Here is a 24,989-nt window from a genome sequence, read left to right on the forward strand (position 1 = left end):
ACCGTCGGCGACATCGTATACAAATATATTATCCCGCTGACTAACGTCACGACCGTGAATACAATCATTCGAACCTTGTTCATCGACATTTTAATTTTCTCCTTGCCCTTTTTATCTCTGACAGATCATTTTATCTTTTCAAAAACAGTACGCAATTCTTCTAACCACTTTCTTTTAGGTTTGCGCCTATCCATGAGATTCTGCGATAGATTGACCCTCAAGGTGTCCGGATCAACTTTTCTTATTAGTTTTTTACCTGTCGCTATTGATATATCGCCGGTCTGCTCCGACACCACTATGCTTATTGCGTCTGTTTCCTCAGCGATACCCATGGCTGCTCTGTGCCTCATTCCAAGTTGGCTCGATTCTTTCCCTAGGTACCTGTTTGTCCATGGAAGACGGGTTTTAGCAGCGATAATTTTCGTGTCTTTTATTATCACCGCACCATCATGTAGAGGAGATCCTTTGGTGAATATAGTTTCGAGAAGAAAACTCGATACAGTGGCGTCCAAACTGACACCGTCCTCTCTGAGAAGGTGCTTCAGTCCGACATACCTTTCAATGACTATCAATGCGCCAATATACTGATCTGACAGCCATTGGCATGCTTCCACGATTTCTTCGATGTTTTTCTGAGTGTGTTCTTCTCTGTCCCTTCTCAAGAAGTTGAAAAACTGCTTTTTGCCGATAGTCGAGAGGATGGACCTTATTTCCGGCTGGAACAGTATGACAAAAGCTATTAGCCATACTGTTTCCAGTCCTTTTAAAAGCCATGAAAGAGCACGCAATTGAAGAATATTCGCCATGAAACCGAGAATGAAAACAACTACAAGCCCGGTCAGCATCGAAATGGCTTTCGTCCCTCGGAAAAATATCAGCACAAAATAAATTATCAGTGCTACGAGGAATATGTCTATAAAGTCAAGAGTTATGAATTGAATTAAATTCATCTTCCTTCCTTTATCGCCCCGTATGCCACATCGAGAGCCTTCTTCGTCTGTTCGACATCGTGAGTTCTGAAAAGCCTCACGCCTTGCATCAAAGCGAGAGTTGACAGAGAAAGGGTTCCGGAAAGCCTTTCAGCAGGGGTCTGCCCCCCCCCGAGAGCGCCTATGAGCGATTTTCTCGATAGCCCTATGTAAACAGGTCTTTCCAAATATTCACCCAAATCTTTCAAACTTTTCAACAAAGACAAATTGTGCTTGAAGGTCTTTCCAAATCCAATACCGGGATCAAAAACGATTTTCTCTTTCATAATTCCAAAAGATAATGCTTTCTCCTGCTGGCGATCAAGGTAGTCCCTAACTTCTTCAAAAACGTTTTCGTAATGAGGGTTTTCCTGCATGGTGTAAGGATCACCTTTTTTGTGCATTAAAACTACTCCGCATGAATTTTCAAGAACAGTCCTCATCATTTCTTCGTTTTCAAGACCTGATACATCGTTGACCGCATCGCAGCCCTCTTTCAGGGCTTTTTGGGCTGTCGAAGGATGGACGGTGTCAATCGAAATCGGAAGGTCGGTTATTTTTCTCAAAGCAGAAATAACCGGAAAAACTCTCGCAAATTCCTGTTCGGGACTGACTCTCTCGCTTCCGGGTCTGGTGGATTCACCCCCTACGTCGAGCATATCCGCTCCCTGATCGATCATTTCCAGAGCTAGCTCTACGGCTTTTTCCGACTCGAATTTTCTCGACTGTTCGTAAAAACTGTCCGGGGTGACGTTTATGATTCCAATGATTCTAGGTTTGTCCAGAACTATCTCCTTCTCACTCATCTTCCATACAAAATCAGATACAAGCCTGTCGTGGCTTGAGAGGATTTTTCGAATCTTTTCTGACAGCTCGCTCAGGTGAAACTGCTGTATTTTTATCTTTTCAGCGATGACGTGAAGCTGAGACCTGGTGCCCATGATGAGGACCTTTGTCCTCAAAGAAGTACCGTTGATCACGCCTCCCGCTACAGCGGCTTCGGCTCCAGACGAAAGAGCCGCCTGCTTGAGGACGTTGCCACCCGCCATAGAAAGGTCGTCGATGAAAATACAAACAATCTCGGATTTTCTCCACATCAGGTCCCATGCTTCCCTGTCGACTCCAATCCTCTCAAAAACACCGTAGACCTCGTCTCTGTTGTCCAGAGAAATGACGCAGGCTTTCATTCAGAATCCTCGCTTAAAGGTGTCTTGCCGCATTCTTTTATGATTTCATCTATTTCAGCTCCGGTGACGACTTCTTTCTCGAGGAGTTTCTTCACTGTCTTTTCAAAGACTTCGAGGTTGTCTTTTAAAATCTTGACGGCTTTTTCGTAAGAAATTTCGAGTATTTTCTTGACCTCCTGGTCTATTATTTCAGCCGTGACCTCCGAGTACTCTTTACCGTAAGAAAATTCTTTTCCGCCTATCGAAAACCTCTCGTCAGATTTACCGTAATTAACCGGACCGACTTTATCGCTCATGCCCCACTCGACAACGAGTGTTCTCGCTATCAGAGAAGCTCTTTCAAGGTCGTTCGCCGCGCCTGACGTAGGTTCACCAAAGACCATCATCTCGGCGGCTCTTCCGCCCAACAGCTGACATAGTATGCTCTCAATGTATTTTTTTCTGTAAATCCTCTTGTCGTCTATAGGAAGGGATTGAGTAACGCCGAGAGCTCTTCCCCTGGGTATGATCGAAACTTTGTGAATGGGGTCGGATTCGGGTGTGAACTTCGCCACAATCGCGTGTCCCGCTTCGTGGTTCGCCGTGATTACCTTTTCTTTTTCGTTTATCAGAAGGGATTTGCGTTCCACCCCCATAAGTATCTTGTCTTTAGCCCACTCGAAATCGACCATCTCTATATAGTCTTTGCCCTTTTTCGCCGCCTGAAGAGCCGCTTCGTTCGCCATGTTGGCAAGGTCGGCGCCTACAAAACCCGGGCTTTGCTTGGCTATAACGCTCAGATCCACATCGGGCGAGAGAGGAAGGTCTCTTGTGTGAACTTCGAGTATTCCTTTTCTGCCTTTGACGTCGGGGACATCGACTATTACCCTTCTGTCGAATCTTCCCGGCCTGAGCAGGGCGTTGTCGAGTATCTCCGGTCTGTTGGTGGCTGCTACGACTATTATTCCCTGGTTTTGTTCAAACCCGTCCATTTCCGAAAGAAGCGCGTTAAGTGTCTGTTCCCTTTCTTCGTGCGCTCCGGATAACGTGTTGCCTCTGTGCCTTCCGACCGCGTCAATTTCGTCAATGAAAATTATACAAGGAGTGTTCTCTTTGGCGTTCTTGAAAAGATCACGTACTCTGCTTGCCCCGACTCCGACGAAAATTTCTACGAAATCCGACCCTGTGATGGAGAAAAAGGGGACATCAGCTTCACCGGCGACCGCTCTTGCCAACAAAGTCTTTCCTGTTCCGGGAGCGCCTATGAGCAGGACTCCTTTAGGAACCTTAGCCCCGAGTCTGGTGAATTTTTTGGGATCTTTAAGAAATTCTATCACTTCCTTGAGTTCATCTTTGGCTTCGTCGCCTCCCGCAACATCTTTGAAAGTGACCTTGTTTTTTGTCGCGATAAACCTTTTAGCTCTGGATTTGGCAAAAGAAAAAGCCTTTCCGGATCCTTGGCTGTCCATCATGTATCTCCATATAAAAATCCACGCGACAAAAATGACTACTATCGGTATCCAGGGCAGAATATACTGCCAGAAATTTGAAGGGCTTTTTGAAGAGACGACTACAGAGCTGTCGGACAGTATTTCTCTAATTAGGTCGGGGTCAGGATACGGAATCCTCGTCTTGAAAAGTTTAAATTCGTCCTTCTCAGGGTCGATCCTGACGCGCTCGTTCAACTCACCCTCGATTTCCTGTTCCACTACCACGAGAGATTTGACTTTACCTTCTTTCAACAATCCATAAAAATAAGAAAAATCGACGGTCTCCCTTTTTTCTCTCTTCATACCCCAGATTTCAGATATGACAAGACCTACCAAAATTATGGCTACCCAGAATAGCATTCCTTTTAAAAACGAAAATTTTTTATTGTTAGGCAATTTTTTTCAACCTCCTGAGATCATTCCAAGATCAATTGTTCATATCAACCCAAAACCGCAACATAGGGAAGGTTGCGATATTTTTCGTTCCAGTCCAAACCGTAACCTACAACGAATTTATCCGGAATTCTCACACCCGTGAAATCAATGGTGAGTTCCGTCTGTCTTCTCGTAGGTTTGTCAAGAAATGCGCATATCTTCAAAGTTTTCGGAGACCTCGAAGCGAGAAGATTTCTTATGTACGAAATAGTCAGACCTGTGTCAACTATGTCTTCGATGAGCAAGACGTTTTTCCCAGCAATAGGCTGGTCGAGATCTTTGTTTATCTTCACGACGCCGCTTGTCCTGGTCGAATCCCCGTAAGAAGAAGCCGCCATAAAATCGAGGCCGACCGGGAATTTCAATTTTCTCATCAAATCAGAAGTGAAGACTATCGACCCTTTGAGAATCGAAACGAGAACCACCTCTTGGTAACCGGAGTAGAAGCCGTTCAACTCCGACGCAATTTTCTCTATCGCGTTGCTTATCTCGTTTTCGTCGAGTAGTATCTGTTTTATCTCCACCTTGTTTACCGCCTTTTGAAAATCAGAAGCCTGCCCCTTGAAATCTTTGCTTTGACATCTCCGCTGTCAAGGCGCGTCCCGGCAAGACCGGAAGCCAAAGCGTAAAGCCTTTCAGTCTGGTTGCTGTCTATGGATAGATGCCCGGCTTTCAACGCCGCTTTCCTGAGCATTCTCCTTTTTAAATGGCAGGGCAATTTTCTTAATTCTTTCAAGTTTATAGTATAACCTTCAGGGTTTAGCCAGGCAACATCATTTAACAGCCTTTCCTCAATCTGTTCGAGGGTCTTTTCGTCCTGTTCAAGAAACGCGAACAGCCTTTCAAAATAAACCCGGTAATCTCTGCCGGAAATCTCTCCGAAAACCGGCATAAGGGATTTTCTTATTCTGTTCCTCTTGAAATCCATCAGTTCATTTGTGGAATCCTCTGAAAACTCAATTGAATTATCAGTTAAAAAAGCTCTTATCGCGGATCTCGTCACAGACAAAAGAGGTCTGAAATAAAAACTTCTACGTTCCCTTATGGATATAAGACCGTTCAAACCTGTTCCTCTCATCAAGTTGAAAAAGAAAGTCTCAATTCTGTCGTCGAGATTGTGCCCGAGCAGGATAAGTGCTTTATTGTCCTTCGCGAATCGTTCAAAAAAACCGTACCTTTTCTCTCTCAAACTGTTTTCCGACGCCCCCCTTTGGGGATTTGGGATCTCTCCCTTGAAAAACATCACATGGAGTTTAACCGCCGTGGATTCTACAAGCGATACCTCCCTTTGAACTTCTTCCCTTGGTCTCTGTCCATGGTCGAAGTAGATTAGACCTTTGAAGTTCATACCGAGAAAATAACTTGAAAGATAAGTTAAAGCGATTGAATCACCGCCTCCGCTGCAGGCTACAAAGACCCTATTCTGCTTTTGAATCCGTTCAAAAGCTTTTTTTGATTTTTCCCTTAAACCGTTTCTGAAAACCAGTTCGAAATTATCATCTTGAGGTGTGTTCATAAACTCTGTAAAATTCATTGCCTCCGATAAACCGAAGGTCTTTCTCTCCTTTAAGCAAATTTTCGATTTCTCTTATTTCCGCGTTTTCATGCCACGCGTTCACGAAAACCATCATTTTATCACTGTTTTCTATCTCAGAGAAACCGAGCGGAGGTCTTCTGAAAATTCTGACGAATTTAACCGAAGTGTCGGATCCCCTGTCCGCGCTGTTAAAATAATACGTCATCTGGGGGTTGGTCAAGTGAAGTGTGTCGTCGATGTAGACGACAGCATTGTAATTTTCTTTGAAAAACTTTTCCGAGTATAAGTCAATCCCGGTTTCGTAGTAGAGTCTTGTTTGCGTGAAAACTCCCGATACAATTGACACAAGAAAAAGAGAATACGCAGATAGCCTGCCGGCAGTTTTTTTGTAAAAAAAACCCATAAGGACTAAAAAAAGCGAAAAAACTGCCGCCGACAAGACCAAGTCTTCGGTTCCGGGTCTTGAAAATTCTCTCAAAAATGGAAACAGCGACCACAGGACAAAAAATGCGGAAAAAAGCCATAAAAAGACGCTTTTCTCGTTTTTTCTACAGATATCCGACAACAATATACCCGTCACTGCCGCCAAAGAAGGGATGAAAAGCAGGGAATATGTCCTAAGTTGTGTTCTTGAAAAGCTGAAAATGGCAAAAGAAATCAGAAAATTGAAAAAAAACATTCTCAATTCCGGCCTATGGTCTCTGGCGATTTTAAAAAATTTTGTCAGTATCAAAGCCAAACTCACCGGCATCAGCACGGCCAATTGATTGACGTAAAAAAGCGCTCCAAGTCTTTGAACGTTTGACTCAACTCCCAAAAAAGCCCTTTTAACCAGATGGAAAAGAAAAAAATTGTCAAAAAAATCTGGTCCATATTTAACCGCCATGAATACATGCCAGGGCAAAGACAAGGAAAATCCTGCCAGGGCGAAGACGAAAAATACCCTCAGGGCTGATCTCCAGTCAATTTTTTTGTCTAAAACTTCAAAAAACAAAAACATTCCAACCGAAAACAGCAAGAGGTTTCCCACCAGAATCTTGCTCATCAGGGAAAATCCAAAAAACATCCCGGCGAGCATGAGATAAACTCTTTTCTTTTCCTTGTAGTATTTTAAAAAAACTAAAATCCCTGTTAATATCATAAAAGAAGTGAAGACATCGAGCTGACCCTGTCTTGAATATGAAAAGAAAAAGGCGTTAGCGCCAAGAATCAAAGCTGAAAAAAAACCCGCAAGCTTGTCATCAAAAAACAAAAAAAACGTTATGACGGCAAGAGAGCCTGCAATCGCAGACCATAATCTGACGGCGAAAGCGGTTACCCCGAAGGCTTTCATCGCCATTGCGGTCAGCCATATATAAAGTGGAGGATGCGAAGACGAATACAACCCGCCCACCGAATGGTCGGTCTGGTCGAGCCAAACTCCATGCATCAAAACACTTTTGGCTCTGACCCCATACATACCCTCGTCCCATGGCTGTATCTCGAGAGAATCGAGAAAGAAAAACCTTGACAGCGCCACAGCGACAACCACCAGCAATCCTGTGGCAAAAACCGTTCTTTTTTTGATCAAATGAAAGCCGCCTTTTGCTCTTTAAGCCTTCAAAGGAAAAATCGCTGAGTTAATTTAAAAACAAAACACATCGAAAATCCAGTTTATTATGTCTTGACTTAGAGAAAATGTTTTAATTAAATCTTTTAAAGGCAAAAATGCCCTTTACGGGGAAGATTAATTATGACAGTTATATTTTTCATCTTACTTTCTTTCACGGACTTTGAAAGACACCTAATCGTCAGGGAGATGGCTATATCAGTAGAAACCAACGAAGTTTTCAGTGCCGACAGATGTTTTTTTTTCAAACCTTTTTCGCAGACGGAAAACGACACCCTCGCTTCAGCCTCTATGAACCTTGCCCAGAGAAAGACCAGCAATGACTCTGTCTATGAAGAAGAAACATTATTCGTGTCGGTTGAAAAACTTAATCTGTCTTGGGAACTCTTGAATCCAACGCTTTTCACTCCGGAAAACGCCAGATGGAAGATGGATTTTTTACTCTCATATTTAGATGAAGGCGCTCTGTTCGGTTTTCACGAAGATATCATTACGGGAACGGTTCAAACCTCTGCTCTCAGCCAGGAAGATTTAGCTCCAGGCACTTTAACCGCCCCTGATAATTTTTTAAAAACCAATTTGCTTGAACTGGCGGCTGTCAGTTTTTTGTGCGCTGGTCTGGTATTTGCTTTTTATTTTATAAGATAGGGAGGCTTAATTGAGTGACGAAAAATTTTATGGAAATAAACAGGCGGACATATTGCTGCACATCGAGATGGGAAAGGCTTATCTCCGCCGGGGCAGAAGAGAAGACGCTTTAAGAGAATTGAAAACCGCTCTCGCGCTCGCACCAGACTATCCCGACCTTCACTACGAAATCGGAGTCGTATACGCTTTGATGGGAAACTATGAAAAAGCAATTGAATTTTTTCAAAAAGCTATCGAGCTGAATCCAAATTACTTGGAACCAAGGCTCAACCTCGCAATAACACTGGCAGACGCCGGCTACGAATCAGAGGCTATCAAGCACTTCAAAAAAGTAAAAGAACTCGAGTTCAGAAGTCAATTTCTGTTCGGAGCCGCAGGACCGAGAATAGCAAACGCGCACGCTTACACAGGGGATTTGTACTTCGATGTAGAAGCTTTTGAGGGTGCTGCCGAGGAGTATAAAAAGGGGACCGAAATCGCACCGGACTTTCTCGATATCGCCCTCAAGCTCGCCAAAACATATATTGCTTTGGGGGATTTTCCCGCGGCAGAGCAGAGACTTTTGGCAATATTGAAAAGGGATCCAAACTACAGGGACGCACTCAGAATGCTTGGCTCAATCAACCTGAAAATGGGAAAAAAAGATAAAGCTAAAGCCATCTGGACAAAAATTCTCATGGAGAATCCTGATGACACCGAAGCTCAAGTGCTTTTAAACACCTTAAACGAATACGAAACCAATGCTGATTGAAATTCAAAATCCCCTTGCCAAAAGCGAATTGTCCGCAGCGAGGGATATAAAAACAGGCAAAGGTGGTTTCAGGTCGTCAGTCTGGAGGATGACGACTTGTCTTTTTTTGGAGGCGTCAAAAGATATCCGCACAAAAAGCCGAATGGTAATCACCCCTCTGGAGAAGACCAGAGGCCTATCAATCGACCAATCAGAGATAGTATTGACACCCATATTGAGAGCGGGTATGGGCATGGTCAATCCGATCCTCGAGTTTTTACCCGAAGTCCGTGTTTATCCAGTCGGCATAAAAAGGAACGAAAAAACCCTGAAACCATCGACTTATTACAACAGCCTGCCCAATGATTTAGGCGGGAAATACGTCTTCGTCCTCGACCCCATGCTGGCTACAGGAGGATCCGTCATCTCTTTGCTCTCGGAATTGAAAAAAAAAGGAACTGCTTTAATAAGCATAATTACGATAATTTGCGCCCCGGAAGGCGTCGGGAAAATAGAAAGAAAATATCCCTCTGTCAAAATATACACAGTTTCTCTCGACAGAGAACTCGACGACCACGGATACATCCTTCCCGGGCTTGGAGACGCCGGAGATAGGATTTTCGGCTAAACTATTTCAGGAGGTCAAAATCAATAAAGAAAACAGAAAAAAAACGTTCATACTGTTGGTTTTCGCGCTTGTCATTCTTGCCGATCAGTTTTCAAAAGAAATAATACAGAGAAGGTTCGCCCAAAATCCAGAACCTATTCATGTCATAGGAACCTACTTCAACATAGTCTACGTAGAAAATCCTTACGGAGCAATGGGGCTGAGATTCGGCCCTTCATGGCTTCACGCGCTGACCTCTTCCCTCGCGACCCTGCTCGTCGGTTTTTACTGTTTTTTCAACCTTTTCAGAAAATCGTCTTTTTTTAAAAATTTGGGGCTTTTCATGGTTTTCGCAGGAGCTCTAGGCAACCTTGCAGACAAAATATTGAGAACAGGCGGCGTGATAGATTTTATAGATATTGGAATCGGGACAAAAAGATTTTGGGCGTTCAACATTGCCGATGCTTCAATCACGATAGGAGCCGTTCTTTGGATTCTTTTTTCTTCAATGAAATCCAAGGAAGTGGAATAAAAAAGGATGACAACGGGTATAGATCTAGTAGAAGAATTAGAAGACGACAGGATAATAGAAAAGGTTTTACAAGGAGACAGGGAGTGTTTCAGGGTTCTCGTCGAAAGATACCAAAAGAAAATATACGCGCAGATAAAGCGGAAGTATTACATCGATGATGACAATATGGATGACATAATGCAAGATACGTTTATTAAATGCTACAAAAACCTGCACTCTTTCAAAATAGGTAAGGATTTCTATCCGTGGCTCTTAACCATCGCCTTAAATATCACAAAGGATTTCCTCAGAAAAATCATCACAAGTAAATCACGATTAAAAGAAACATACGAAGACCTCAAACACAAGCCGGAGAAAAGGGACAAAATATACGAAATAAGCGAACTCGACAGTATCAGGGAGACTATCTCGGACCTTTCCCAAGATTACAAGGAAGTGTTGGTCCTCAGAGCAGAAGGTTTAAGCTATCAGGAAATATCGGAAAAAATTTCGGTTCCCATAGGGACTGTGATGTCAAGGCTGAACAGAGCGAGGAAAGTCATACTTGAGAAATACTCTAAGAGGGACAGATGAATCACGACGAAATAAAAGATTTGATCGGCCCTTTCATCGACAAAGAATTGAATATTGAAGATTCATATAGAGTCAGAGAGCACCTCAAAGTATGCACTGAATGCCAGAAATATTATGAGGAATTGAAATCTCTCGAAGGTAAAATTAAAAAGGTCGTCGAGAGCGAATCGATACCTTCGGACGCGTATTTTAAATCTCTTTCTTCCGCTGTCATGGCTCAGCTGCCAAGAAAAACCGAATCGAGATTTGGGGCTGTTCTTTCTTTTTTCTCAAGAAGAGAAATGAAAGCAGTGGGAGTTATGGGTTTTGTACTCGTCTTCGCGGTCTTGTTTCAACTTCTTTTTGTAGACAACTATCGAAAAATCCAGAGGCTAAACCAAACGATAACAGAAAAACCAGAGGAGATTCCTGCTTCTCCCTCCTCCTATTCTACCTCCCAGACGTTTGCAGGTGGATCGCCTGAAGAAAGATTTGCCATTTCTTCCCTTTCTACAGGAGATTCGATAAAAGATGTTCAGCAGGAAGGTTTAATCGAGCATTCTTCTGGCGAGATTCAAGTCGCCGATATTTCAACAACCGACAACCGCGATTACGATGAGTTAAACCTTGAAAAATCAACTGTCGGTTTTTTTGGGGGCATACAGGACAGGGGTGAAATTCAGACCATCACCCTTGACGGCACCGAAGAAGAGCTTTCTCTGTCCCTCACTCGTTCGGTCCACGACAGCCAGGAAACAGGTTCGACTGACGCTACAATTGCCGGTTCTGCATTTTATCCGGCGGAAACTGCGGGTTGTGCCATTGTTTCAGAGGAAATCTCTGAAACAGACGATTCTCTGTTGAAGGAATTTAAAACGCCGGTCAAGATCCGTTTTGACATCGACTCAGGAGGACTTATATACAGAATCCAGATGCCTGAAGACCTCGACACGGCGATCAAAAGTTATGTTCTAAACAAAAACTACCTTCGCCGTTCAAATTTTCACGATACAACAATAATCCTGGAGATTCCATCCGAAAAAATAATTGAATTTGATTTCAATTTTTAAAAAAAAACGGGCTGAAAATCAGCCCGTTTAGCAACTTAACGGTCTTGAAAACGAGGAGGCCGCTGGTTGTTTCTCTCGTCGCGGTTTCCTGGCGAGGGAAGGAGCATTCTGGCAAAAAAACCTTCCGGCAATTTTTCAAGCTGTTCGTCAGTCAGTTCGGTTCTGAAAGAATAATACAAATCAACGCGGTCAAAGGCTATTTGCCTTTCGATATCCATGACCTGACCTACAAGAGTTTCTACCGTGTTCCGGCTTCCGTCTTCCTGGACTGTTTCTTTGATTTGGTCGAAGATTTCGCGCATTTTTTCGCGTGATTCTCTTGTCTTATTTCTGTTTTCTTCGAACAAGGACTTGATCCTATCTACCTGATCTTCAGACATTTCAAGTTCTTCGAAAATTCTTCCCATGAATCCAGGGCCGTTTTCCTGTTCTCTGAACTCCTGCCTCTCAGGTCTTCTTTCGTTTTCAAATCCGAATTGTTTTAGAGTTTCAAAAGCCCCGCCGAACGCGCTCTGAGAAATCAAAGCAAGAGCTATAAGAGTTGCTGTCACAAATTTCATTTTTCCTCCTTTTTTGCATTTAGACAGAAATTTTCAAAAAAAAGTTTAATCATAATTGTTGACTTACATTTTTGAATTGATATACTATTTGTCTAATGAGTCGCTAGCTCAGTCGGTAGAGCACCTGCCTTTTAAGCAGGGGGCCGTGGGTTCAAATCCCACGCGACTCAATTAATTAGGAGGAGAAAGAAAAAATGAAATATGATATATTGAGAAAAATAACAATTTTTAAATATCTATCCGATTCAGAGATAGATGTTTTGGCAAACCAACTCACCGAAAAGAATTTCGACGAAGCCGAAGTCGTGGTTCAGGAAAAGAACAACGGTCACGAAATGTACATAATAATAGAGGGCGAAGCTCAAGTTCTCCTTCACAGGGAAGATACGCTTCTCGTTTTAGCCAAACTTTCACCCGGAGGTTTTTTCGGAGACATGTCTTTGCTCACCGACCTGCCGAGAAGCGCCACGGTTAAAACTTTGACAAAATCCAAAATGCTCGTGTTTAAAAAGGAACTCCTTGAAGAAATTATGGAAAAATTCCCTTCTACAGCGGCAAAATTCCTGAAAGCCATATCGGAAGAACTCTGCGAAAGAATTCAAAGCACCAACGAAAACGTCGAAACTCTTTTTCTGATAAACAAAGCAATTGTGGACAATGAGCAGTTCAGGAGGCTGTATATAGGCGCTCATAAACAAACGCCTTTTGGCTCATCTTCCTCTTGATGTTTTTAATTCTCCTCGTCTTATCCCAATACACTTCTTTTCACCCTCACGCCGATTTTCTCAGCCCGGATATCGGGAAAAGATGGCGTATAGGAGTTAACGCGCTTTCTTTTTACAGCCAAAACGAAATCGACGATTCACTGGACTATTTTTTCTCAGGCGGCCTTCTTCTGGAATGGAAATTGAGTTCGTTCGTCAAAACTTCTGGTGGAGCTTTCATTGAAAACGCTGATGAAAAGGAAGTTTCCCCTTTGTTTTATTTGACATTGGGAGGACCGGGAGGGGCTTTTATAGATCTCGGTGGAAACTTTTCTGCGTCAGACCGCCATGTTTCAGCGTCCGTTCTCGCCGACATTCAGAAAAACAGAGTATTAGGAATCAATTCCTCGATAGGATACAACTGGAGAGATTCATCGTCTTTTCCGTTTATCTCCTCGAGGTTCTACTTCACAAAAAACTTCAACAAGACCTACTTTGAAATTGAAAAACAGTTCCATGGAGGTGCTCCGTTTTTTTCTTACGAAAACACATGGGCAAAACTCGGCGTTCTCGCCGATTTTTTTGGAAATTTCTCCCTGGAAATCCTCACTACCGTGCGGCTCGGCGCAAACTCACCTCCTGGAGTCCCGGACTGGACTCTCGGGGCAAAAATATTTTCAGGTTTATTTAGAGACCAGTCTTCAGTCAGAGGATCTGGTTCACTCGCCGGAAACGTGAGATCTCAAGAAGGACAGCCTGTGGCAAACGCCTCGATCATCATGTTCTCCGACTTCAGGGACCAGATTTCAAGCGACAGCTCTGGTTATTTTCAATTCTCCGAAATACCCTCGGGTTTCATCACAATAGATGTCGCGACAGAAGGTTTCAAGTCGGTCAGCATGCCTGTATCAATCAGGAAAAATCAAAATACATACTTAGAGATAATGCTGGAACCATCCTCTAAAAACGTCACTTACGATCTCTCAACTTTCGACTGCCTCACGGGACAACCGGTGTTTTCGAGAATCAGAGGTTTTGACAATCTATTCACCGACACACTTCTTACAGTAGATGAAAACGAAACGCTGTTTATTGAAAGCGAAAATCGTGTTACAGCAGTCGTTGTCCCTCAAAAGAACCTCGTCGTCAAAGTGCCCATGATAAGCGAACAAACTCCTTTTATATTTGAAAAAACCGACTTCGAAGATTCGTCTCTTTCGTCATCCGGTATGATAAAATTAATGGATCTGAAATACATCCTCGAGTACTACCCTGAAATCATTCTCGCTTTCGAAGGTTCTGCGGATTTTTCGGAAACCGTGAGAAACTCGCTTTTTGCTTTTTTCTCTCTCAACAACCCCACGAAATTTAACCAAACTCAAGAAGACTCAATCCTAAAAATCTACCTCCAGACATCAGGGCAAAGATAAACCGGAAAAAAACCGGCGGAACACCCTATATTTAAAAGCGTTTAAACAAAGTCAGAGATATTCTTGTATATTTTTTAACCTTGTGATATATATTTAATTGTTAAAGCTCGTTGGTGTTTTAGAAACCCGCGAACAATCGAAGAGAGGGTCAGGATATTTTGAGTATTTTTTTTTCTGAGAAAACGGCGGTCTATTAGAAATGAAAGGTTTTCCTTTCTCGGAGAAAAACAAACGGGTCATGGTTGTAGACGATGAACAAGATATCGCCAACATCGTCGGAGAAAAATTATCTGAATCAGGTTTCGATATAACAACCGAATGGGACCCTCGGATAGCAATAAAAAAACTGTCCGAAACTTCTTACGACTTGGTAATAACAGACCTTAAAATGCCTCATTTGGATGGTTTCCAACTCATGGGTTGGATTAGAGACTACTCTCCCCTCACAAAAGTCGCAATGATAACTGCATACGGCTCTCCTTACGCCCATAAAACCGCTGTTCAAAAAGGCGCTGTTTTTTACATCGAAAAACCTTTCGACCTCGATGATCTGGCTAAAAAAGTCGAAGAAATACTCAAACCTCCACGTGAATTTGAGGCTAAAATTGAATCGATATCGTCGTTTGATTTAATCCAGATCATAGCTCTTACAGGCGGAAAGAGGAGGGTGTCTGTCTCTTCATCCGACAAGACCGGTGAAATGTACATAAAAAACGGAAAACTGGTATACGCCCACGCAGAAGGCAAATTCATGAAAGAAGCTTTCAACCGGATGATCTTCTGGGATAGCGGCGTCTTTAACGTATTGAGCTGGCTTGAACCGCCGGAGGAAGGAGAATACCTCGACGTAAACCTGCTGTTGCTGGAAGCGACGAAAATTTTAGATGAGAAAAAAGAAGGTATAAATCCATTAGACGATTTAGAACCTGAACCCATTCAAGAACAGAACAACAGGGACAAAAACTGCTATGAAAACATCAAAAAATCCCCAGATATCGAAGTTTACGCCAGGCTTGACAAAAACTGGAAAATGATAGAATCCAACAACGAAGCTGTAATCCAAAATACGGTGAAAGTGGCTTTTTTTCTCAATGAATGGGGAGATAGAGCACAGAAATCTCTATGCCTCGGAAGTCTTGAGGAAATTGTCCTTCACGTCTCTGGAAGAGAGCTTTGGATCAGAATTTGCTACAGAGAAAACCACATTTTTCTTTTAACTCAAAATAAAAGCCATAAAAATACACCTGGATACAACAATGGAATCGATTGCTGATATTGAAAAATCACTTGGCCAGATTAAGAGTATAAAAGGTTTTTCAATATTCGATCTGACCGGAAAGCCCATCCATTCGAATTCCCCGATCAAAAACGGCTCTGATCTGGGGAGATCGATAGTAATCCTCTGTGACGCTCTTAAAAAACAAGAAGCGAAGAATGATTTGATAACCTGGAAATACTCAGACGGTATGATTTACCTAAAAGGCTTTCGAAACGGTTTTTTCATGGCAGTCACAAGCGAAAAATTCGAGGAGGATGCCACCATTAGATTAATTCACGATTCAGCAAAAAAAATTGAATCATACATCACAAGTACCTCCGAAAAAAAACCCCCCGAATCTTTGTTGACAGAGAGTGAGCTTAATGAGATAGTCAGAAAGTTGAGAAAATGCGCGGTTGAAATTGAAGGACAATGGATCGGATGGTATTTCGACCAGCTCGTTCTGGATTTGATTGACATCGATCAAGCTGGAAAATACGATCTCAAGAATTTGATCAAATATGTATCGGAACATTTAAGCGGCAGCGAAAAGAAAAAAACTTTCATAGAAAAAGCACTTAATATCATAGGAGAGTGATAAAAAATGAAGTTCAAAGGCATCTTGGCTTTTATAATACTGATTTTTATTTTCCAATCTTTACTTTTTGCGGGGATCACCGATTGGTATGAAAAGACTTTCGAGAAGGAAGAATCCGGTATCGGAATGGCTTTTTTAAAACTGCCCATATCTGCAAAACAAATTGCCATGGGCGGAGTAAGCACTTCTGTTTTTGAGGGAGAAGGAGGAATTTACGGCAATCCCGCAACTTTACTGACAAAAGATCCTGAAAAGAAGATAGTATTTACGCATCAAAATCTTTTCCAGGGAATACACAATGAATTCGCCGGCATTCTCATTCCAGGAAAAAAAATGGCTATGGCATTTTCAACCAGCGGCCTTTTCATAGACGGTATAGAATACAGAACTGGTCCGGGAGAATCCGAGGGCGATTTCAGCGCGTACGATTTTTCTGCCTCCATGTCAGCGGCTTACAATCTTTACAGAGACATGTCAGTTGGAGTGAGGACCAAGATCATTCATGAAAGAATATTCGAGAGCACGACGACGGTATACGCTTTCGATTTCGGGGTTTTCTATTTTCCTTTTGAAAGGTTGAAGTTCGGAGCGACGATTGAGAATTTGGGTCCGAAGTATTCCCTGAAAAAAGATTCCGAAACCCTTTCAAGACTCCCTACGTCTTGGAGAGTAGGCTTATCGGCGGATATGCCTTCTTTTTGGAATCTGCGTGAGATAATAGCTGTTGACGCATGGAAATCTCCAGACGTCAGGATGAGATTTGACGTTGGAGCGCAGATAACTCACCCCAGCAGGTTTTCATTGAGATTAGGAGGAAAATTCAACTACGACAGTCAATCCTTTACCGCAGGTTTCGGTTACGTATGGAAGAGCATTTCGCTTGACTACGCTTTTGCGCCATACTCATCGGACCTCGGTCAGGCTCACGTCGTGACATTGACGCTTTCGATATAGTAAAGGAGGTCAAATGGCTGCTTTGAGCGGTAAACTCACGGATTTTGAAATACCCACTATTCTACAATTCATCAAAATGAGCAACAAAAACGGTATTTTAAAAATTTCCTCAGCCAAAACCAACGGAGAAATTCATTTCAAGGATTCTTCCATCGTCTACGCGATTGACGGAGACGAAAACAGCGGGGAAGTCGCTTTGTTCAACCTATTCCAGCTGAAAGACGGAGCTTTTGAATTTGTCCCTTCCGAAAACATTCTCAACAGTCACTTCGACCTTCCAATAGATAACGCATACCAATCGCTCCAGTCGCAGTTAAAAGAATGGGAAGAAATTACCAGAGCGATACCTGACTTAAATCTGTCTGTTGGATTGATTTCAGATCCAGCGGTTAAAGAAGTAAAAATAACTCCGCCCCAATGGATCATAGCAGCTCAAGTCGACAACTTGAAAAGTCTTAAAGACCTTTCCGCATCCACCGGTTTTTCACAGCTCGAAACAGCAAAAATAGTATATTCGCTTATTCAGAACGGGCTTGTAGAAGTTTCGAAAAAAACCGTAAAAGAAGATAGTTCCTCAGAAATTCCAAGAATGGAAGATCAAGTAGATGAAGATTTCGAAGAAGAAGATGACGAAGAAGCAAAACCCATTGGAAAAGAGACGGATGAAGAAAGATCAAGAAGAATATCGAGAAGAAAACATAAAAAAGGATTTTTCAGATAAGTTTGCAATTAATTTAACCGATAGTTTTTAAGCTCAATAATTCACCAGGAGATAATAATGGCTGAAGTCAGACCTTTTAAAGCCCTTAGACCAATTTTGGATTTGGTAAATAAAATTGCCGCTCCGCCCTACGACGTGGTATCCTCCAATGAAGCAAGAATTTTAGCCAAAGACGACAAATATTCCTTTCTTCACGTCACTAAACCCGAAATAGATCTAGACCCTTCGATAGACCTCTACGATGAAAAGGTTTATATAAAAGGATCTGAAAACATGAAACTATTCATTGAAAATGGATGGCTTGTACAGGACAATACCCAGAACTATTATATATACAGACAGATCATGGGAACTCACAGCCAGGTGGGAATAGTCGCTTGCGCCAGCGCGGATGACTACGAATCAGATATTATAAAAAAACACGAATTTACGAGAAAAGACAAAGAAGACGACAGGCTCAAACACATTCTTTCATTAAACGCCAACACCGGTCCTGTTTTTTTGACATACCGAGCAAAAAAGAAAATAGACGATTTCGTCGACAGTTTCATAAAAAACAATTCTCCGGTTTATGATTTTAAGACCTCAGACGGAATATCTCACACTTTTTGGGTTGTTTCCGGAAAAGACGAAATCGAGTTTATGAAAAAAAGCTTCAATGAGATTGACGTCCTCTATGTGGCAGACGGGCACCACCGAAGCGCTTCAGCCGTCCGAGCGAGAGAAGTTTACAGTCAGAAAAATCCTAACCACACAGGCGAAGAAGAATACAACTTTTTTCTTTCGGTTATCTTTCCAGACGAGCAGATGAACATCATAGATTACAACAGGGTGGTCAAAGACCTGAACTGCTACAGCAAGGATATGTTTTTGGTAAAAGTCGGTGAAATTTTCGAAGTGAACAAAATACAATGCTCTGACCCGGAAAATTGCAAACCTTCTGAAAAGCACAGGTTTTTGATGTATATTGACGGAGTGTTTTATTCTTTAAAAGCCAGAGAAAAATTGCTGAATTCCGAAGATACCCTGGAACTTCTCGATGTGAATATACTCCAAAAAAATTTACTCGCCCCCATTCTCGGAATCCAGGACCCTCGTACAGACAAAAGAATTGATTTTATAGGCGGAATAAGAGGAATAAAGGAATTAAAAAATCTAGTCGACAGCGGGAAATTTCAAATCGCCTTTTCTCTCTACCCCGTCGGAATTGACGAATTGATCAAAATAGCCGACAGCGGAAAAACCATGCCGCCTAAATCAACTTGGTTTGAGCCAAAACTTCGGAGCGGACTCGCGGTACACATGCTGTCTTAATAGGGTCTCTAAAAGATTATTTCGTGAAACAGTCTTCCTTTTTTATATTGTAAAACTGTTCCATGTTTCATCCAGTCCCCTATGACGCCGAGTTCTTTCCCTTTTTCTCTGTATATGAACGGACTGTGAAGGTGCCCTATAATCACATAGTCAAATCCATCTTTCCAGGTATTTTTGGAAAATTTTATGTATCTGTCGTAGGTGAAATTGAGTTTTTTCGATCTGCCTCTGCTCATTCTCGATACGGCTTTTGCGATGTTAAATCCCATTTTTGGGGGAATTTTCTTGAAAAGACACACGCTGAACCCGTTTCTAAGAATAAAACGTGATACTCTGTCGAGGATTGAATTTTTGTTTAAATTATCTCCGTGTGAAATCCAAAACCTCTTGCCGTTGAAGTCGAGTTCAAGTTTCTCACAGCATTGAACTCCAGCGTATTCTTCAATGAGCCTCTTCCCCCAAAGATCGTGGTTGCCTAAAAGATAAACCACAAACGGGCTTTTTTTCGACAACTGAAAAATTTCAATCAATACGTTCAGATTTTTCGGGTCTATCAGCTTTCCGTAGTCAAAAAGAAAATCAAAAATATCACCGTTGAAGATCACGGGTATTTTTTTTTCAGCCAACCACTTTAGCAGTTTAGAAAAATTTCTCTTTTTTCGAGCTTCTTTCTCCGGATTCTCAGAGCCAAAATGAGAATCGGATATAAAGCAAATCTCATTTAGAGGAGAGGTAAATTTCAAGGACAGTTCTAACGAATTTTTTCGCTTCAAAGTAAATTCCCGGTGAATTGGATTCCCTTGGTCCAGCAATATTTAAAATTGAAGGGTTGGTTCTTTGCAACCATTTGACGGCTTCCTTTATTTGGGCATCGACAGTTTTAAATATTTTACATGGTTTTTTATATTTCTTCGCGTATTTTACTGTCAGGTCTGTGCCTCTCCCGTTCCTTTCGTTTATGACTATAAGAGTCGCGTCTGATTCTATGACGTTCATGCGGGTTCTCTCCCAGTAATGCGCGCTGGGAGTTTCAATCATTTTATACTTTTCGGGAATTTTCCCGTCTTCTGATCTCCTGCCGAAAGGGCAGTACCCACCAAAAGGCAAGCCAAGTTCATCGGCGGCGTCAAGCGCTGCACGATCGACCCCGGTCTGACCTCCCGAACAAATGGAAATTTTATTTTTTCCGATATTCATAGTTTCTCATTTCCTGAAATTATCGCCATTATATCACATACCGGTTAATCTATCATACAGCCATTCTTCCTGTAGTTCATCTCGTCAAACAAAATTATATTTCTTAAAGGCATTCCCGCTTCTTCAGCTTTTTCGATAACTCTAAAAGCGTATCTTTCTCCAGCTCCTTCCCAATTCCCTCCTTGGTTGTATAGCCCAAGCGTTTTTATCCAGTTTCCACCGTATCCTCTTTTCAACGCGGACAAATACCAACAACCGAATTTCACGTTTGTTCTAATCTCCTTTAGGTCAAAACTTTCTTGAGAGACGGCTCCGGCGATGAGTTTTGCGGTCGAAGGGATTATCTGCATAAGTCCAGCATCGCCCGATAATCCCACTGCATCGTATTGAAACCTGCTTTCTGAGTAAATAACAGCAGCTACAACATAGGGGTTTATGTTATATTTCATTGAGTATTCGACAATCGCTTCAACTATCAGTTCAACCGTGTCTTCTACAATCCCCGATCCGCAGTTTAAAACGAAAGAATATACCTCTTCCTCCGCAATTTCCCAATAGTCTCCTCTCGAACAATTTTCTTGAGGTACTTGGATTACATTCCTGTCCTGACTTTTGGGAAAAACAGTCCAAGTCTGAAAAAAGATCGCCGCTACAGAAATTAAAGCAAATGCAAACTGAAGGACAATTTTCAAATTCATCTAAACTCAATTATGCTTTCAAACTGTCTTTTACCCAAAAATGAAGCCACCATTCTGTCCTTCACTCTTGCCAACCTAACCGTTGGTTTGGATATACAAGCAGAATAAGTCGTCTCGATAGCCCTGCCCTGCCCTGTTAATACTAACAAACCAGCACGGGTGACTGCAGAATCAAATTCATCTTCGACAGACAAAAGATCTATGCCTGGAGTCCTGCAGCCTGTCTTGACAAATACAACTTTTCCCGATGAAACATCCTCTTTCCACTCATGATCGAACCGAGAGATTTCATCAGAGATTTCCATACACTCATCGTAAGTGATGTCGTTAAGAGCGGGTTCCGAATTCGCACCGATAGTAGTAGTTTCAAAACCCATTCTCAAAAGCGCTTTGATAAAGCACACCGCTCCGTTTACGAAGTCCCTGCCGGCGTTGTCGACGAGAATTACCGCAGATTTTTCTACGATTGAAGATACATTTTCGAAAAGAGATCCTGCTTCCTTTAAATCCAAACACCCCCCGTAATCGAGTTCGCCCTTCCTCCACATAAGAGCTGTCTCGTAATTTCCCATGTCAAAGAGGTTTCCTCTCAGTAGGCTTTCAACGGCAAAATAAAAGTATTCTCTAATTCTCTTGTCTCTTTCACCAAGTTCTCTCATGTTTCTCAAGGCTTCATCATTTTCCTTTTTTTTAATCTCTCTGAAAGGATCTGCGATTTTCAAATCTTTTAAAACATCCTGCCTTTTTACGGTCACTTCGTGGACGGTTGAATAAAAACCGGCGGAGATTTTCTCGATTTCCCTAAACATCACCTCTCTGTATAAAACAGCGGTCTTATCATGGCCGAGTCCATGGATAAGTTCGGATATCAAACCCGTGTTGAACCTGAAAACATCCGCCCAGTATTTCGCCTGTTGATTATCCTTTCTCAAGTCCCAAAGTCCCGGTCTGTAATCAGCGGGGTTTTCCAAACATGTCAGCGCTTTCAATTTTCCTCTTCGCTCTTTTTAAAATCTCTCTTTTGAGGTCTTCTATTCCTTCTCCTGTCTTTCCTGACACGATCAAAAGGTTTTCGTCCTGGGGATAGACTTCTGTGGGAGCTGCGTCTTTTTTGTTTAGAAGGATTATCTTTTCTCCTTCGACACAACCGAGATTTTCCAGAACTTTTTCAACCGATTTAATCTTTGATGAGTAATTCTCTTCGGAAAAATCTGCGACGAGAAGTCTAAGGTCTGCTTCTGAAACTTCTTCAAGGGTGCTCTTGAAAGATTCGATAAGTTCAAAAGGCAGTTCTTCGACAAAACCTACTGTGTCTGAAACCAGAATTTTTTCTGTCCAATCCGAATGCTTCATCTGCCTTGTAGTGGTGTCTATAGTTGAGAACATCTGGCTGGAAGTCTTCGAAGAAGAGCCTGTCAAGGCGTTTAAAAGGGTCGTCTTCCCCGAGTTTGTGTAACCGACAAGAGAAACGCGAAATTTATCTCTTCTCCTCTCTTTCTGCATTTTGAGAGATATTGAGTTCTTTTCGATGAAATTTTCTATCATAGAAATTTTTCTCTTGATAGCCCTTTTCTCGGTTTCAAGTTTGGTCTCACCCGGCCCTTTGGTTCCGATACCTCCGGCCTGCCTGGACATGTAGTCGAAACCGCCTACAATTCTGCTCAGCCTGTGTTTCAATTGAGCCATCTCTACTTCGGCCATTGCTATCTTGCTTCTCGCGTGACGGCTGAATATTTCGAGTATTATGTCCTTTCTCGTGTAAACTGACAGGCCTGTAGCTTTCTCGACGCTTTTTATCTGGGATCCTGAAAGTTCATTGACAAAAACGACATAAGCCGCTTCGGTCTTTTCCGCGCAATCCTTTATTTCATCAATTTTCCCTTTTCCGGCGTAAAACTTGCTGTCGGGTTTTTCCCTGGTCTGGAAAAAATTTTCCGTAGACTCGTATCCCAGGGTTCTCAAAAGCCCGTCCATTTCGTGGAGTAAAACCAGATTTCTCTCTTTGTCCCTTTTGCCGCTTACTGCAACTGATATGAAAAATTTCATTTTCTGCCCTTTTTTGCCAAAATATGTCATGAAAGTTTAAACAATCGCCTCTCAGAAAACAACGGGATCAACATCGAAAACTGTGAATTTACAATGGACGAGCTTTTTTTGTCAACTCTAATTGTCGCCCCATGATTTATTGTTAGAAAATAAAGGTGGATTTTAACTTTAAATCAGTCCATAATTGATCCGCCAAAAACAAGTTTTGGCGAAAGCACCGAACAACAGAAAAGGAGGTAAGAATGAAAATGCTGTGTGTTTTATTTTCTTTGGTATTGGCAGCATCCATGCTATTGGCAGTTCCAGCCGGACTCTCTGATGGAGTTGGATACACTCAGACAATCTATGAGTCTCCCTCTATCTCTCTTCCTCCCGACTTAAACGTAGAAAACGCGACATCTGAACTTGTGCAGGCAAAAGAATGCGGAGACTTAGAGAGAGCCAACGAACTTTCGCTTTTGATCAACGCTTGGTGGAAACAAAACAGGGTTCAGGAATTCGACCCTTCTGAGACAGGTTCTGCAGCGGAGAACACAAGGCTTACAACTGAAGAATTGGATGATCATATCAGCCCGACTTATTACGCGCCTTTATGGGGAACAGACGTCAGAATAGACCCTCGCGATGATTGCTACGGCGGCAACATAGTCTCTCTGAGCAACGGCGACCTCTACTCCATTTTTGTCTATTACTCATCCCCGAATTACTACAGAGTGACAAGAAGGTCAACAAACGGAGGGCAGACCTGGTCAACCTGCAACGAGATTAGCTTTACTAATGATATTACTTACCCTCGGCTGAGCGTAGCCGACGACACCTTGGTAATGTCCTACGCAATGGAAAACTCCTCAAGCGAGTGGCAGCTCTGGGTCAAAACGACTTTACCTGGAGCTAGTTTGAATGACCTCACCTGGGGATCTCCCTCGAACGGATATACCAGCGACTACATCAGATATGCTGTCGTCACAAACGACGGACCAAACTACAACTCCAAATGGATATACGCAACTTGGACACAGGGACACACGACCGGAACAGACCATACTTACATTAGATTCGCCCGTTCCAGCGATATGGACGTCTCTACCTGGGAAATCAATGACACCCTCGGAAGCAGTTCGGGAGATAATATTTTCTACTACGGGACAGACATTGAAAACGGCGATGGGACAAGATTGGTCCTCGTAGTTGCCCTGCACCCGAGCGGCTGGCCTCAGTCTTTCGACGAGTATGTAAGGTCGTTAGCTTCTTCAAACGGAGGCTCCAGTTGGTCTTCGTTCGTCAACATTACCGACGGTCACAACAACCTCGACGAGAACCAGCCCTCCATTGCCGGTTCGCACGTCGACAGCACATGGTTCTGCATACTGAGGGTCGCAGACACTACATATTCAACACAGCACCTCTACAACTATTACTCGATAAACCATGGCGCGGCCTGGACCGAAGACGCATGGGTCACGGCGTTTGATGACTGTTTCCTGCCTCACGTCTATATCGACTACAACACCTCCGATGTCTTTGCGGTTTTCAGGGTTGATAACGGATCATCAGAAGAAGTAAGGTACAAAGAAGGTAGAATATCAGCCCCGACTTTATGGTCGACTTCAGTCGTCATAAACGACAACACTAACGACCTCAGTTCTGTTTACGGGCCGAAAGTCTGTTTTGACTACGCAAGGACAAACGCCTGTGTCATGTGGACGGACTACAGCTCGAACTACAGCGTTTGGTTCGACAGGACTGACGTGACAGGAGTCGAAGAAGAACCAGTGACCGGCGACATCGAAGGGGAGGCTTTTGCAGTTTCCCAGACCGGAAAGAATTTCAGGATAACATACTCCGTTGCGTCAGCTCAAAACGTCTCCATAGACGTCTTCGACGTCACCGGAAGAAATGTAGCCCAAGTATTCAACGGAACGAGACAGCCTGGGACATACACGGTTGACTTCACACCCGATTTCGCTCAGGGCTCGTATTTCTTCACTTTGAGCACCCCGCAAGGAATTCAGACCCGCAGAGTTTTCCTGGCTGAATAGATTCTTTTACATCGATTTAGCGAAAAAGGAGAGGTTATAAACCTCTCCTTTTTTTATTGACCCGCCGGTATAAAATCCATAAAATCTCTTTGTATAAATAAACCCGTGCCTAAGGAGGTGTTGAAG

The 24,989-nt window shown here is 42.7% G+C and carries 26 protein-coding genes and 1 tRNA gene; 15 read left to right on the plus strand and 12 right to left on the minus strand.

Annotated elements, in window-relative coordinates; all coding sequences use genetic code 11:
* Positions 1 to 125 precede the first annotated feature (125 nt).
* The 6 genes from cdaA to JXA84_05780 form a co-directional block, all read right to left on the minus strand.
* The gene (gene cdaA / locus JXA84_05755) at positions 126 to 950 is read right to left on the minus strand and encodes a diadenylate cyclase CdaA (protein ID MBN1150707.1); all 825 of its coding nucleotides are present in this window, start codon (positions 948 to 950) and stop codon (positions 126 to 128) included.
* Entirely contained in the window at positions 947 to 2,155 is a 1,209-nt protein-coding gene (gene folP / locus JXA84_05760; GenBank protein MBN1150708.1) for a dihydropteroate synthase, read from the minus strand. Before folP ends, cdaA begins: the two co-directional genes overlap by 4 nt.
* A complete protein-coding gene (gene ftsH / locus JXA84_05765) occupies positions 2,152 to 3,984 on the minus strand; it encodes an ATP-dependent zinc metalloprotease FtsH (protein MBN1150709.1) in 1,833 nt (610 codons plus the stop codon). The genes folP and ftsH overlap by 4 nt, the downstream gene beginning before the upstream one ends.
* A gap of 80 nt (positions 3,985 to 4,064) precedes the next feature.
* Positions 4,065 to 4,583, minus strand: a complete 519-nt coding sequence (gene hpt, locus JXA84_05770) for a hypoxanthine phosphoribosyltransferase (GenBank protein ID MBN1150710.1) — start codon at positions 4,581 to 4,583, stop codon at positions 4,065 to 4,067.
* Positions 4,584 to 4,588: 5 nt separating this feature from the next.
* The gene (gene tilS, locus JXA84_05775; protein MBN1150711.1) at positions 4,589 to 5,593 is read right to left on the minus strand and encodes a tRNA lysidine(34) synthetase TilS; all 1,005 of its coding nucleotides are present in this window, start codon (positions 5,591 to 5,593) and stop codon (positions 4,589 to 4,591) included.
* A complete protein-coding gene (locus tag JXA84_05780; protein MBN1150712.1) occupies positions 5,556 to 7,166 on the minus strand; it encodes a glycosyltransferase family 39 protein in 1,611 nt (536 codons plus the stop codon). Before JXA84_05780 ends, tilS begins: the two co-directional genes overlap by 38 nt.
* A gap of 162 nt (positions 7,167 to 7,328) precedes the next feature.
* On the opposite strand from JXA84_05780, the gene JXA84_05785 reads away from it, so the two are divergent.
* Genes JXA84_05785 through JXA84_05810 form a run of 6 tightly spaced genes read left to right on the plus strand, consistent with a single transcriptional unit; the run spans position 7,329 to position 11,344 of the window.
* The gene (locus JXA84_05785) at positions 7,329 to 7,853 is read left to right on the plus strand and encodes a hypothetical protein (GenBank protein ID MBN1150713.1); all 525 of its coding nucleotides are present in this window, start codon (positions 7,329 to 7,331) and stop codon (positions 7,851 to 7,853) included.
* Positions 7,854 to 7,863: 10 nt separating this feature from the next.
* Positions 7,864 to 8,604: a tetratricopeptide repeat protein gene (locus JXA84_05790; protein MBN1150714.1), complete on the plus strand. Its 741-nt coding sequence runs from the start codon at positions 7,864 to 7,866 to the stop codon at positions 8,602 to 8,604.
* On the plus strand, positions 8,594 to 9,211 hold the full coding sequence (upp, locus tag JXA84_05795) for a uracil phosphoribosyltransferase (GenBank protein ID MBN1150715.1): 618 nt from the start codon (positions 8,594 to 8,596) through the stop codon (positions 9,209 to 9,211). The genes JXA84_05790 and upp overlap by 11 nt, the downstream gene beginning before the upstream one ends.
* Positions 9,180 to 9,722, plus strand: a complete 543-nt coding sequence (locus JXA84_05800) for a signal peptidase II (protein ID MBN1150716.1) — start codon at positions 9,180 to 9,182, stop codon at positions 9,720 to 9,722. The genes upp and JXA84_05800 overlap by 32 nt, the downstream gene beginning before the upstream one ends.
* Positions 9,723 to 9,728: 6 nt before the next feature.
* Positions 9,729 to 10,295: a sigma-70 family RNA polymerase sigma factor gene (locus JXA84_05805; GenBank protein MBN1150717.1), complete on the plus strand. Its 567-nt coding sequence runs from the start codon at positions 9,729 to 9,731 to the stop codon at positions 10,293 to 10,295.
* The gene (locus JXA84_05810; protein MBN1150718.1) at positions 10,292 to 11,344 is read left to right on the plus strand and encodes a zf-HC2 domain-containing protein; all 1,053 of its coding nucleotides are present in this window, start codon (positions 10,292 to 10,294) and stop codon (positions 11,342 to 11,344) included. Before JXA84_05805 ends, JXA84_05810 begins: the two co-directional genes overlap by 4 nt.
* A 35-nt stretch (positions 11,345 to 11,379) precedes the next feature.
* Here JXA84_05810 and JXA84_05815 read toward each other — a convergent pair whose 3' ends face one another.
* Positions 11,380 to 11,904, minus strand: a complete 525-nt coding sequence (locus tag JXA84_05815; protein ID MBN1150719.1) for a Spy/CpxP family protein refolding chaperone — start codon at positions 11,902 to 11,904, stop codon at positions 11,380 to 11,382.
* A gap of 97 nt (positions 11,905 to 12,001) precedes the next feature.
* On the opposite strand from JXA84_05815, the gene JXA84_05820 reads away from it, so the two are divergent.
* The 8 genes from JXA84_05820 (at position 12,002) to JXA84_05855 (ending at position 18,883) form a co-directional block, all read left to right on the plus strand.
* Positions 12,002 to 12,074 (plus strand) — tRNA-Lys (locus tag JXA84_05820).
* A gap of 24 nt (positions 12,075 to 12,098) precedes the next feature.
* The gene (locus JXA84_05825) at positions 12,099 to 12,629 is read left to right on the plus strand and encodes a cyclic nucleotide-binding domain-containing protein (GenBank protein MBN1150720.1); all 531 of its coding nucleotides are present in this window, start codon (positions 12,099 to 12,101) and stop codon (positions 12,627 to 12,629) included.
* Positions 12,629 to 14,038 carry a carboxypeptidase regulatory-like domain-containing protein gene (locus tag JXA84_05830; protein ID MBN1150721.1) on the plus strand — a complete coding sequence of 470 codons (1,410 nt, stop codon included), beginning with the start codon at positions 12,629 to 12,631 and terminating at the stop codon, positions 14,036 to 14,038. Before JXA84_05825 ends, JXA84_05830 begins: the two co-directional genes overlap by 1 nt.
* A gap of 199 nt (positions 14,039 to 14,237) precedes the next feature.
* On the plus strand, positions 14,238 to 15,311 hold the full coding sequence (locus JXA84_05835) for a response regulator (protein MBN1150722.1): 1,074 nt from the start codon (positions 14,238 to 14,240) through the stop codon (positions 15,309 to 15,311).
* The gene (locus tag JXA84_05840) at positions 15,295 to 15,894 is read left to right on the plus strand and encodes a hypothetical protein (protein ID MBN1150723.1); all 600 of its coding nucleotides are present in this window, start codon (positions 15,295 to 15,297) and stop codon (positions 15,892 to 15,894) included. Before JXA84_05835 ends, JXA84_05840 begins: the two co-directional genes overlap by 17 nt.
* Before the next feature lie 6 nt (positions 15,895 to 15,900).
* Positions 15,901 to 16,848, plus strand: a complete 948-nt coding sequence (locus JXA84_05845; GenBank protein MBN1150724.1) for a PorV/PorQ family protein — start codon at positions 15,901 to 15,903, stop codon at positions 16,846 to 16,848.
* A gap of 13 nt (positions 16,849 to 16,861) precedes the next feature.
* The gene (locus JXA84_05850) at positions 16,862 to 17,569 is read left to right on the plus strand and encodes a DUF4388 domain-containing protein (GenBank protein MBN1150725.1); all 708 of its coding nucleotides are present in this window, start codon (positions 16,862 to 16,864) and stop codon (positions 17,567 to 17,569) included.
* Between the two features lie 57 nt (positions 17,570 to 17,626).
* Complete coding sequence (locus JXA84_05855) at positions 17,627 to 18,883, plus strand: DUF1015 domain-containing protein (protein ID MBN1150726.1); 1,257 nt, start codon at positions 17,627 to 17,629, stop codon at positions 18,881 to 18,883.
* 8 nt (positions 18,884 to 18,891) lie between these two features.
* On the opposite strand, the gene JXA84_05860 is transcribed toward JXA84_05855, so the two are convergent.
* From JXA84_05860 to hflX, 5 genes are read right to left on the minus strand one after another with little or no spacing between them, the layout of a single operon-like run.
* On the minus strand, positions 18,892 to 19,626 hold the full coding sequence (locus JXA84_05860) for a UDP-2,3-diacylglucosamine diphosphatase (GenBank protein MBN1150727.1): 735 nt from the start codon (positions 19,624 to 19,626) through the stop codon (positions 18,892 to 18,894).
* On the minus strand, positions 19,601 to 20,080 hold the full coding sequence (locus JXA84_05865; GenBank protein MBN1150728.1) for a putative molybdenum carrier protein: 480 nt from the start codon (positions 20,078 to 20,080) through the stop codon (positions 19,601 to 19,603). Before JXA84_05865 ends, JXA84_05860 begins: the two co-directional genes overlap by 26 nt.
* Positions 20,081 to 20,124: 44 nt before the next feature.
* A complete protein-coding gene (locus JXA84_05870) occupies positions 20,125 to 20,778 on the minus strand; it encodes a transglycosylase SLT domain-containing protein (protein ID MBN1150729.1) in 654 nt (217 codons plus the stop codon).
* Positions 20,775 to 21,767 carry a DUF89 family protein gene (locus JXA84_05875; protein MBN1150730.1) on the minus strand — a complete coding sequence of 331 codons (993 nt, stop codon included), beginning with the start codon at positions 21,765 to 21,767 and terminating at the stop codon, positions 20,775 to 20,777. Before JXA84_05875 ends, JXA84_05870 begins: the two co-directional genes overlap by 4 nt.
* Positions 21,733 to 22,854, minus strand: coding sequence for a GTPase HflX (gene hflX / locus JXA84_05880; GenBank protein ID MBN1150731.1), 1,122 nt, complete (start codon positions 22,852 to 22,854; stop codon positions 21,733 to 21,735). Before hflX ends, JXA84_05875 begins: the two co-directional genes overlap by 35 nt.
* Before the next feature lie 212 nt (positions 22,855 to 23,066).
* On the opposite strand from hflX, the gene JXA84_05885 reads away from it, so the two are divergent.
* Positions 23,067 to 24,863, plus strand: a complete 1,797-nt coding sequence (locus JXA84_05885) for a T9SS type A sorting domain-containing protein (protein MBN1150732.1) — start codon at positions 23,067 to 23,069, stop codon at positions 24,861 to 24,863.
* Positions 24,864 to 24,989: the final 126 nt, after the last annotated feature.

It is taken from the genome of candidate division WOR-3 bacterium, from assembly GCA_016926475.1.
Taxonomy (GTDB): Bacteria; SDB-A; SDB-A; order SDB-A; family SDB-A; genus JAFGIG01.

Bases quoted from the DNA above. Each gene is read 5' to 3' on its own strand.
- JXA84_05870 (MBN1150729.1), bottom strand. From the start codon at position 20,778: ATGAATTTGAAAATTGTCCTTCAGTTTGCATTTGCTTTAATTTCTGTA.
- JXA84_05885 (MBN1150732.1), top strand. From the start codon at position 23,067: ATGAAAATGCTGTGTGTTTTATTTTCTTTGGTATTGGCAGCATCCATG.
- hflX (MBN1150731.1), bottom strand. From the start codon at position 22,854: ATGACATATTTTGGCAAAAAAGGGCAGAAAATGAAATTTTTCATATCA.
- JXA84_05845 (MBN1150724.1), top strand. From the start codon at position 15,901: ATGAAGTTCAAAGGCATCTTGGCTTTTATAATACTGATTTTTATTTTC.
- JXA84_05850 (MBN1150725.1), top strand. From the start codon at position 16,862: ATGGCTGCTTTGAGCGGTAAACTCACGGATTTTGAAATACCCACTATT.
- JXA84_05840 (MBN1150723.1), top strand. From the start codon at position 15,295: ATGGAATCGATTGCTGATATTGAAAAATCACTTGGCCAGATTAAGAGT.
- JXA84_05865 (MBN1150728.1), bottom strand. From the start codon at position 20,080: ATGAATATCGGAAAAAATAAAATTTCCATTTGTTCGGGAGGTCAGACC.
- cdaA (MBN1150707.1), bottom strand. From the start codon at position 950: ATGAATTTAATTCAATTCATAACTCTTGACTTTATAGACATATTCCTC.
- ftsH (MBN1150709.1), bottom strand. From the start codon at position 3,984: ATGCTATTCTGGGTAGCCATAATTTTGGTAGGTCTTGTCATATCTGAA.
- JXA84_05835 (MBN1150722.1), top strand. From the start codon at position 14,238: ATGAAAGGTTTTCCTTTCTCGGAGAAAAACAAACGGGTCATGGTTGTA.
- upp (MBN1150715.1), top strand. From the start codon at position 8,594: ATGCTGATTGAAATTCAAAATCCCCTTGCCAAAAGCGAATTGTCCGCA.
- tilS (MBN1150711.1), bottom strand. From the start codon at position 5,593: ATGAATTTTACAGAGTTTATGAACACACCTCAAGATGATAATTTCGAA.
- JXA84_05825 (MBN1150720.1), top strand. From the start codon at position 12,099: ATGAAATATGATATATTGAGAAAAATAACAATTTTTAAATATCTATCC.
- JXA84_05785 (MBN1150713.1), top strand. From the start codon at position 7,329: ATGACAGTTATATTTTTCATCTTACTTTCTTTCACGGACTTTGAAAGA.
- JXA84_05855 (MBN1150726.1), top strand. From the start codon at position 17,627: ATGGCTGAAGTCAGACCTTTTAAAGCCCTTAGACCAATTTTGGATTTG.
- JXA84_05805 (MBN1150717.1), top strand. From the start codon at position 9,729: ATGACAACGGGTATAGATCTAGTAGAAGAATTAGAAGACGACAGGATA.
- JXA84_05830 (MBN1150721.1), top strand. From the start codon at position 12,629: ATGTTTTTAATTCTCCTCGTCTTATCCCAATACACTTCTTTTCACCCT.
- JXA84_05810 (MBN1150718.1), top strand. From the start codon at position 10,292: ATGAATCACGACGAAATAAAAGATTTGATCGGCCCTTTCATCGACAAA.
- folP (MBN1150708.1), bottom strand. From the start codon at position 2,155: ATGAAAGCCTGCGTCATTTCTCTGGACAACAGAGACGAGGTCTACGGT.
- JXA84_05815 (MBN1150719.1), bottom strand. From the start codon at position 11,904: ATGAAATTTGTGACAGCAACTCTTATAGCTCTTGCTTTGATTTCTCAG.